We start from the raw sequence: 7585 nt of genomic DNA, 5'->3' as shown, positions 1-7585 counted from the left end.
ACTTATTACCACCAGACAACATATGCGCACCGGAGGACTTTGCGCTCACAACTCTGGGTAGTAACAAGGAGAGTGGCTGGGCTAGTTTGTTTGGTGCTAGCGTTATCCTAGGAAACATTCATCAGTTTTATCAAAGCAATAAAAGCGGTCAGAGTAACTTGTCAGCCTTGATGAATGGGCCGAAATTTGCGCTATTTAATGATGAAGCTCACAACTCTCCTGCTCTGGAATATGAGGAAACTCTCATGCGAATGCGCGAAAAGATTGCCCTGCGCGTAGATACAACAGCAACACCAGATCGTGCTGATGGGCAAACGCCAGACAGTCATATGATTTTTGAGTACGGCATCAATGACGCATTATGTGATAGAATTATTAAAACGCCGATTGTCTATCAACCAGATATTGAAAGTGTACAACTGACTTATACAGATGCCCGTACTGGTAAGCAGCGTAAGGTGGAAGAGATTGACTGGGAAGAAGTCGACCGACTCGGACTTAACGCGACACAATGGGTCACAGATGACAAGCCCATGCGCCAGCAGATGGCCATTGCCCTTCGCCGCCTTCAGGAGCAGGAGTGCAGAGCTAAGGGACGCTATCAACCATTGCTCTTTATTGTGGCCGTGTGTAAGGCTGACGCTGAAAAGGCAAGGTTCATGCTAGCCTCTGTCTTCCAAATAAAGACGCTGCTGATCACCGAAGACAGTGACGAGGCGGATCGTGAGAAAGCACGTGAACTGGGACGACAGAAAAGAGCCGGGAAACCCTACAAAGCCGTGATTAGTGTGCTCATGTTACGGGAGGGGTGGGATGTTCCAGAAGTGGGAGTCATCTTGCTGCTGCGCAAGTTCAGTAGCTCAGTTTATGGGCAGCAGGTGGTTGGGCGTGGTTTGCGCCGGGTACGGAAAAAGGGCGTTGGGGCCGAGGAACCTCAGATCTGCGCTGTCGTGGATCATCCCAAGCTGGAGCACGACTGGTTGTGGTCCATTTTCGACGCCAAGAAACGAACGCAGGTTTCCGTTGACGATGAATTTGACGAGACCGAGGATCTGCCAGAACCCCCGCCAAAGCAGGAACTTGTGCGGCCAGACTTGGTGATCGATGTTCCAGATCCATCATTTACAGACGAAGGTGAGTTTGACCTGGGCTACATTCCTCCTTCGCCGGAGCCATGCCAAGACTGGCAAGAGGTGCTGGCTGGAATTGAGTACGATCCTGTGGCAACCGAAATCACTGCGGTGAACATTACCGGAGTGGTCAGTCAGGAGTTGAATGTAGAGGGATGGAAAACCGTTCATGCCGCACCTGCTGAGGCAGCTAGTGACGACCTGCCTCTCCGTATCTCGGATGGAAGCAGACGGGAGGCGGTGAAGGATGGTTTGCTTCGCATGGCTGAAGACATGGCTGTCGTGGCTGGATATGCCGCCATGCGCAAGGACCGGGTTTACACCGCCCTATTGCATCATGTACGTGCTAAGTTTCTTAACGGCTCTTCCCTTGGTCTGGCAGAACGTGCGGAGCTAGATTTCGCTTACAAGATGCTTGACCAGGTCAAGACAAAAGTCTCGGCTGTCCCTGGCCTTGTCGCTGGAATCATTGAGCATGGCCATTAGCTTTCGCGGAACGTACCCGGCCCCCAAGAAGAGCCCTTGGAGCTTTGAGAAGTACGACAGCGACCTGGAGCGGCGCATGATGGACCGCCTGGAGCAGGATCCCCATGTGGCCAAGTGGATGAAGCGGCATGGCATCACCATCCCCTGGATTGATGCCCAGAAGCACCAGCGTAAGTACCATCCTGATTTTCTTGTGGAGTACGAAGACGGTAGAAAAGCCTTGATTGAAGTCAAAGGCTCCAATCAGATGGGCTCTAACCATGTGCAGCGGAAACGTAAGGCGGCAGAGCTTTGGTGCAAGCAGCGGGGCATGGAGTATCAGCTAGCAACGTTTCCCTGAGCAAGGTCACTGACCTTGCCACAGAGGAGGGCGGCGTAACGTATCACTGTGCTGAACAGCATCAGTTTGCCCACCAGCCTTCAGAACCCCTCTCACCCCTCCATATCCCCCACGTCCTTTAGCGCCGCCGCCGTCAGCACCTCATGGCCGGTGGCGGTGACTGCCACGTCGTCTTCGATGCGGATGCCGATCCCTTGCCAGTGGTCGGGGATGGGGGGTTGTCCTTCCGGGACGGGTAGCCGGTTGCTGAGGTAGAGGCCCGGTTCCACGGTGAGCACCATGCCAGGCTCCAGGGCGGTGTGGTGATCCCCCAGGCGGGATGCCCCCACGTCGTGGACGTCCAGCCCCAGCCAGTGGCCGGTGCGGTGGGGATAGAGGTGGCGATAGCCATGGCTGGTGAGGATGGCGTCCCGGTTCCCCTGCAGAAGGCCCAGCTCCAGCAGCCCGTCCACCAGCACCTCCACGGCGGCGTTATGCACCTTGGCGGAACTGCTCCCCGGCTGGACGGCGGCAATGGCCTGGCGCTGGGCGGTGAGCACCAGTTCGTAGAGATCCCGCTGCTCACCGCTGAATTGGCCGTTGATGGGGAAGGTGCGGGTGATGTCGGCGTTGTAGTAGTCCGTCAGGCTGCAGCCGGCATCAATGAGCAGCAGGTCCCCGTCCCGGAGCGGATCCTGGTTGTTCGTGTAGTGGAGGATGCAGGCGTTGTCTCCCCCCGCCACGATGGAGGGGTAAGCGGGCTGCCGTGCCCCGGCGCTGCGGAAGTGGCCCTCCAGCAGGGCCTCGATCTGGTATTCCCCCATCCCGACCCGGACGGCCTGCCGGGCCTGTTCATGGGCAGCGCAACTGATGCGGGCGGCTTTCCTCATGCGCTCCAGTTCCCCGGGCTCCTTGCGCAGCCGCATGGCGTGGATGCTGGCGCTCACGTCAAAGAGGCTGGCGCTGGGTCCCCCGCGCCGCTGACCCCGCTCCAGTTGTTGGGCCCAGACCCTCAACACCAGCGGTTCCACGTGGGGATGGTGGCCGACGCGGAAGCCGATGCGTTGAGCGCCCTGGAGATAGCCGTCCAGCTGTTCGGCCAGCTCCCCCAGGGGATGGGCCACCTCGGCGCCGAAGTGCTCCATGGCGCCTTCGGTGCCCCAGCGCTGGCCGTTCCACACTTCAGCGGTGGGATCCCGTGGTTCCACAAACAACACAAAACGGGGATCCCGAGCGCCGCCGGTGCCGTGGCCACGGAGCACCGCCACGGCATTGGCCTCGTCCAGGCCGCAGAGGTAGAAGAAATCGCTGTCCTGGCGGAAGCGATGGTGAACGTCGGCGTGGTGGGTCACCAGGTGGGCGGCGGGCAGCACCACCGCGGCATCCTCCAGGCTGGCCAGGAGGCGCTGGCGGCGTTGGGCATGGACGGAATGGTCCGGACGGGAATTCACGGTGGGCAGGGGGGAAGGGAAACGGTTAAATAAAAGTGTGGTTCAGGTGCAGTTTGACCAAATTTGATTCATTTGCGGGGAGGTCGGAAGAGGGGATGGGCAGCCCCAGGTGGCGACGGTGAATGCCCTGAGCGGACTTCTCCTGATGGCGGTGGCGCTCCTGCTGGGGTCTGCCTTCTGCTCCGGCAGCGAAGCAGCCATTATGACCACCACCCCCCTCCAGGTGCAGGACCTCTGCCGCCGTGGCGTACCTGGAGCCAACAGCCTCAAACGCCTGCGGCTTCAACTGGGGCGGACGCTGGCGGCTGTGGTGGTGATTAACAACATGTTCAATACTTTTGGCAGCATCATGCTGGGCAGCTTTGCCAGTTGGATCATTGTGGAGCAACTGGCCTTGCCGAACCAGTGGTTGGCCGTCTTTTCCACCCTGTTCACGTTGTTGGTGATTGTGGTGGGGGAAATCGTGCCCAAGGCCCTGGGGGCCCGCTTCAATGTGCAGGTATCCCTGGTGGTTGCCCCCATCCTGCTGCGGTTGACCCGGCTGTTGCTGCCGCTGGTGTGGATTCTGGAGCGTCTGGTGCCGGCCCTGACGGCCCAAAGCACCCACATCACCGACGAGGCGGAAATCCGCCTGCTGACTCGCCTGGGACACCAGCAGGGCCGCATTGAAGCCGACGAAGCGGCCATGATCGGCAAGGTGTTCCAACTCAACGACCTGCGGGCCAGTGAACTGATGATGCCCCGGGTGGCGGCCCCCACCCTGGCGGGTTCAGCTCGGCTGGCCAGTGTGGAAGCCCTCCTGTTAGAGCGCGATGACCCCTGGTGGGTAATTCTGGGGGAGGAGGTGGACCACGTGCTGGGGGTGGCCAGCCGGGAGGCGTTGCTGGCGGCGCTGGTGCAGGGCCGTGGGGAGTGTTCCCTGGCGGTGCTCAGCGAACCGGTGGTGTTTGTCCCGGAAATGATCCGTGCCGACCAGTTGTTGATGGACTTCCGTCACCACAGCAACCGGGTGCGGGTGGTGGTGGACGAGTTTGGCGGGTTTGCCGGCGTGATTGGCGCCGATGCGGTCCTGACCTGGCTGGCTGGCTGGCGCCCCCTGCCCCAATCCCAGCCCCGGTGACCATGACCATGACCGTGGCGAACGCTGATGGCGCTGTGGCGGACCGGGTGCTGGCCCTGCTGCTGCACTGGCGCCAGCGGCTGGGGCTCTCCCCACGGGAGCAAACTCGCCTGGGACCCCACCTGCGGGCGGTGGATCACCAGTTGCAACGCCTGGCCCGGCGTCGCCCTCGCCTGGTGGTGTTCGGTCGGGTCGGGGTGGGCAAATCCAGTGTGCTCAATGCCCTGCTGAGGTCACCATGCTTTGCCGTGGACGTGGCCCATGGCTGCACGCGCCAGCAGCAACAGGCCGTGTGGGTTCCCCCCGCCTCCATCCCCGGCCTACAGGCTGTGGACCTAGTGGACACGCCGGGGTTGGACGAGATCCAGGCGGCCGCCCGGGGGCGTCTGGCCCGCCGTCTGGCCCTGGGTGCCGATCTGGTGCTGCTGGTGCTCGGCGGGGACATTTCCGCCCCGGAGGCCACGGCGTTGACGGAGTTGCGCCGCTGTGGCAAGCCCGTGCTGCTGGTGCTGAACCGTGCCGACACTTGGACAACGACGGAACGCCGCCAGTTAGTGGCTGCTATCAGTGGTCGGGTGCGGCAGTTGCTGGGGGACGGGGTGATGCAGACCAACCCCCTGGTGATTGCCGCGGCGCCCCGCCAACCGCAACAACTTCCCGACGGCAGGATCCGCAGCGAGGCGGCGCTCCCCCAGGTGCAGCCCCTCCAGGAGGCCTTGCTGCACCTGTGGCAGTCCGATGGGGTCCGCCTCCTGGCCCTCAACAGCCTGCAAGCTGCGGGCCGCTTCCAGCGGCTGCTCACGCGCTGCCGCCTCCAGCAGCGCCGCGCCCGGGCTCAACAGTTGATTGGCCGCTATGCCGCCGTCAAGGCAGCGGGACTGGCCATGAATCCGGTCATGCTGGTGGATCTGGCGGGCGCCGCCACAGCCGATACGGGCTTGATTGTGCAACTGGCCGATCTGTACGGCGTTCCCCTCCCTGGGTCTGGTCCCCAGCGGCAGGCCCTGCTGCAACAACTAGGCACCAATCTGCTGTGGGTGGGTGGCGCCCAGTTGGGCCTGCAAGGGGCTTTGGGTCTCGTGAAACACCTGCTGCTGGCGGCAGCGCCGTTCACGGCGGGCCTCAGCCTGGCCCCCGCCGGTCCTGTGGCTGTCGCCCAGGCTACCCTTGCGATCCACACCACCCGCCTCCTGGGGCGGCTGACGGCCCATAAGCTGGTGACAGGAGAAGCCTTGCGCCTGTCCCCATCGGCCATCATGGCGCAACACCTCATCCGGCAACAGGGTCCCCGCGCCCCGTGGTTGTGCTGGACCCAGACCGAAGAGTTCCGTATCCAGCCCTTCGCACGGCAAGACGCGGCCCTGCTGCCATGAGTAGCCGGTTGCCCGCCGCCGCCATGGCCCTCTTCGGCACCAGTGCCGATCCGCCCACCATTGGTCACCAGGCCATTCTGGCCGGCCTGGGCCAGCGCTACCCCATGGTGGCCACCTGGGCCAGCGACAATCCGTTGAAACGCCATGGCGCACCCCTGGTGGTCCGCCGCCAGTTGCTCCAGGCGGTTGTGGACGGCCTCAAGGCCCGGATGCCTCAGGGGCGCCGCCTGGAGTTGCGGCAGGATTTCAGCAGTCGCCGCGCCCTGGACAGTGTCCAGGCGGCCCGCACCTGTTGTCCCACGGCCCGCCTGCTGTTCGTGGTGGGGGTGGATCTGCTGCCCCAGATTTCCAACTGGTACAGGGCCTCCGAGCTGCTGCGCTGCTGTTGCCTGGCGGTGGTACCACGGCACAACTGGCCCCGCCAGGAGCAGGCCATGGCCCGGCTTCAGGCCAGCGGCGCCCAGCTTGAGGTGCTGCCGCTGCGCATCCCGCCCGTCGCCAGCTCCCAGGTCCGCCAACGGCCCGATCCTGCCCTGGTGCCGAAGGAGGTATTGCCCATGCTGGTGTCCCGGAATCTCTACGGATTCACCGGCCATGGTGCCCGGCAGTCTCCAAAGGGAACGTGACCATGACGCTGAACCTCTGCATCGGCCTGGCGCAACTCAATCCTCTTGTGGGTGACCTGGAGGGCAATAGCCGTCAGGTGCTGGTGGCGGCCCGACAGGCCGCTGCGGCTGGCGTTCAAGTGCTGGTGACGCCGGAACTGGCGCTCTGGGGGTATCCCCCCCGGGATCTGCTGCTGTTGCCCAGTGTGTTGCGGCGGCAGCAGCAGGTGCTGGACGCCCTGGCCCAGGCCTTGCCGGAGACCCTCCGGGTGCTGGTGGGGGTAGTGGCCCCCTTGGCGGACGGGGAGGGCTGCCCCCTCCACAACGGCGCCGCCCTGGTGGGGGACGGCGGCTGGCGGGTGGTGGCGGCCAAGCGACTCCTCCCCGGCTACGACGTGTTCGACGAGCGGCGCTATTTTCGTCCGGGCAGCCGGCCCTGCCTGGTGGAGATGTCCCTGGCGGGGCGTCCCCTGCGGTTGGCCGTCACCATCTGTGAAGACCTCTGGGGCGATCCTCGGCGCCTCCGTCAGCCCACCTACGACTGTGACCCCGTTGCCGAGTTGGCACCCCTGGCGCCGGATGTGATGGTGAATCTCTCCGCCTCCCCCTTTGCGGTGGGCAAGCAGGCGCTGCGCCGAGAGTTGGCCACCGCTGCCGCGGCCCGGCTGGGGTGTCCGGTGGTGTACGTGAACCAAGTGGGGGGCAACGATGAACTGGTGTTTGACGGCCACAGCTTTGTGGTGGATCCCCATGGCAACCTCGCCTTGCAGTTGCCCGCAACCTGTCCGGCCACCCGTTGGCTTCACTTGACGTTGCCCCACGGTCCGATGGTGCAACTCGCCGGGTCCCCCGTGTCCGCCCCGTCCCCCCAGGAGGAGTTGTGGAAGGTGTTGGTGTTGGGGCTGGGGGACTACGCCCGCAAGTGCGGTTTTCGTCGTGCCGTGTTGGGGCTCAGTGGCGGCGTGGATTCCGCCCTTGTGGCCTGTCTGGCCGCCGCCGCCCTTGGCCCCCGGCAGGTGTGCGGTCTGCTGATGCCTTCGTCCTTCAGTTCCCCCGGCTCCGTTATCGATGCCCGGGTACTGGCCCAACTGCTGGGCATGG

The 7585-nt window shown here is 63.5% G+C and carries 7 protein-coding genes; 6 read left to right on the top strand and 1 reads right to left on the bottom strand.

Annotated features, from left to right (window positions below; translation table 11 throughout):
• On the top strand, positions 1–1616 hold a 1616-nt coding region (locus FLM9_RS04795), incomplete at its 5' end, for a DEAD/DEAH box helicase (RefSeq protein ID WP_218969740.1).
• Positions 1606–1956, top strand: coding sequence for a TnsA endonuclease N-terminal domain-containing protein (locus FLM9_RS04790; RefSeq protein ID WP_074457506.1), 351 nt, complete (start codon positions 1606–1608; stop codon positions 1954–1956). The genes FLM9_RS04795 and FLM9_RS04790, both read left to right, overlap by 11 nt.
• Before the next feature lie 92 nt (positions 1957–2048).
• Here the strand turns inward: FLM9_RS04790 and FLM9_RS04785 are convergent, their stop codons facing one another.
• Positions 2049–3395, bottom strand: a complete 1347-nt coding sequence (locus FLM9_RS04785; protein WP_074457505.1) for an aminopeptidase P N-terminal domain-containing protein — start codon at positions 3393–3395, stop codon at positions 2049–2051.
• A gap of 136 nt (positions 3396–3531) precedes the next feature.
• On the opposite strand from FLM9_RS04785, the gene FLM9_RS04780 reads away from it, so the two are divergent.
• From FLM9_RS04780 to FLM9_RS04765, 4 genes are all read left to right on the top strand, one after another.
• Positions 3532–4506 (top strand): CNNM domain-containing protein, encoded by a 975-nt coding sequence (locus tag FLM9_RS04780; RefSeq protein ID WP_074457508.1) that lies wholly within the window; start codon positions 3532–3534, stop codon positions 4504–4506.
• A gap of 8 nt (positions 4507–4514) precedes the next feature.
• Positions 4515–5879 (top strand): GTP-binding protein, encoded by a 1365-nt coding sequence (locus FLM9_RS04775; protein WP_102135484.1) that lies wholly within the window; start codon positions 4515–4517, stop codon positions 5877–5879.
• Positions 5876–6505 (top strand): nicotinate-nucleotide adenylyltransferase, encoded by a 630-nt coding sequence (locus tag FLM9_RS04770; protein ID WP_074457503.1) that lies wholly within the window; start codon positions 5876–5878, stop codon positions 6503–6505. The genes FLM9_RS04775 and FLM9_RS04770 overlap by 4 nt, the downstream gene beginning before the upstream one ends.
• Before the next feature lie 2 nt (positions 6506–6507).
• On the top strand, positions 6508–7585 hold a 1078-nt coding region (locus FLM9_RS04765; RefSeq protein ID WP_306806792.1), incomplete at its 3' end, for a nitrilase-related carbon-nitrogen hydrolase.

Origin of the sequence: Candidatus Synechococcus spongiarum (assembly GCF_900047545.1) — a bacterium.
In the GTDB taxonomy this organism is placed as follows: Bacteria; Cyanobacteriota; Cyanobacteriia; order PCC-6307; family Cyanobiaceae; genus Synechococcus_B; species Synechococcus_B spongiarum_C.
The sequence above is the reverse complement of the archived record's forward strand: the minus strand, read 5'-3'. Positions and strand labels throughout refer to the sequence as shown.

Coding starts and splice junctions, on each gene's coding strand:
- FLM9_RS04790 (WP_074457506.1), top strand. CDS start 1,606: ATGGCCATTAGCTTTCGCGGAACGTACCCGGCCCCCAAGAAGAGCCCT.
- FLM9_RS04780 (WP_074457508.1), top strand. CDS start 3,532: ATGGCGGTGGCGCTCCTGCTGGGGTCTGCCTTCTGCTCCGGCAGCGAA.
- FLM9_RS04775 (WP_102135484.1), top strand. CDS start 4,515: ATGACCGTGGCGAACGCTGATGGCGCTGTGGCGGACCGGGTGCTGGCC.
- FLM9_RS04770 (WP_074457503.1), top strand. CDS start 5,876: ATGAGTAGCCGGTTGCCCGCCGCCGCCATGGCCCTCTTCGGCACCAGT.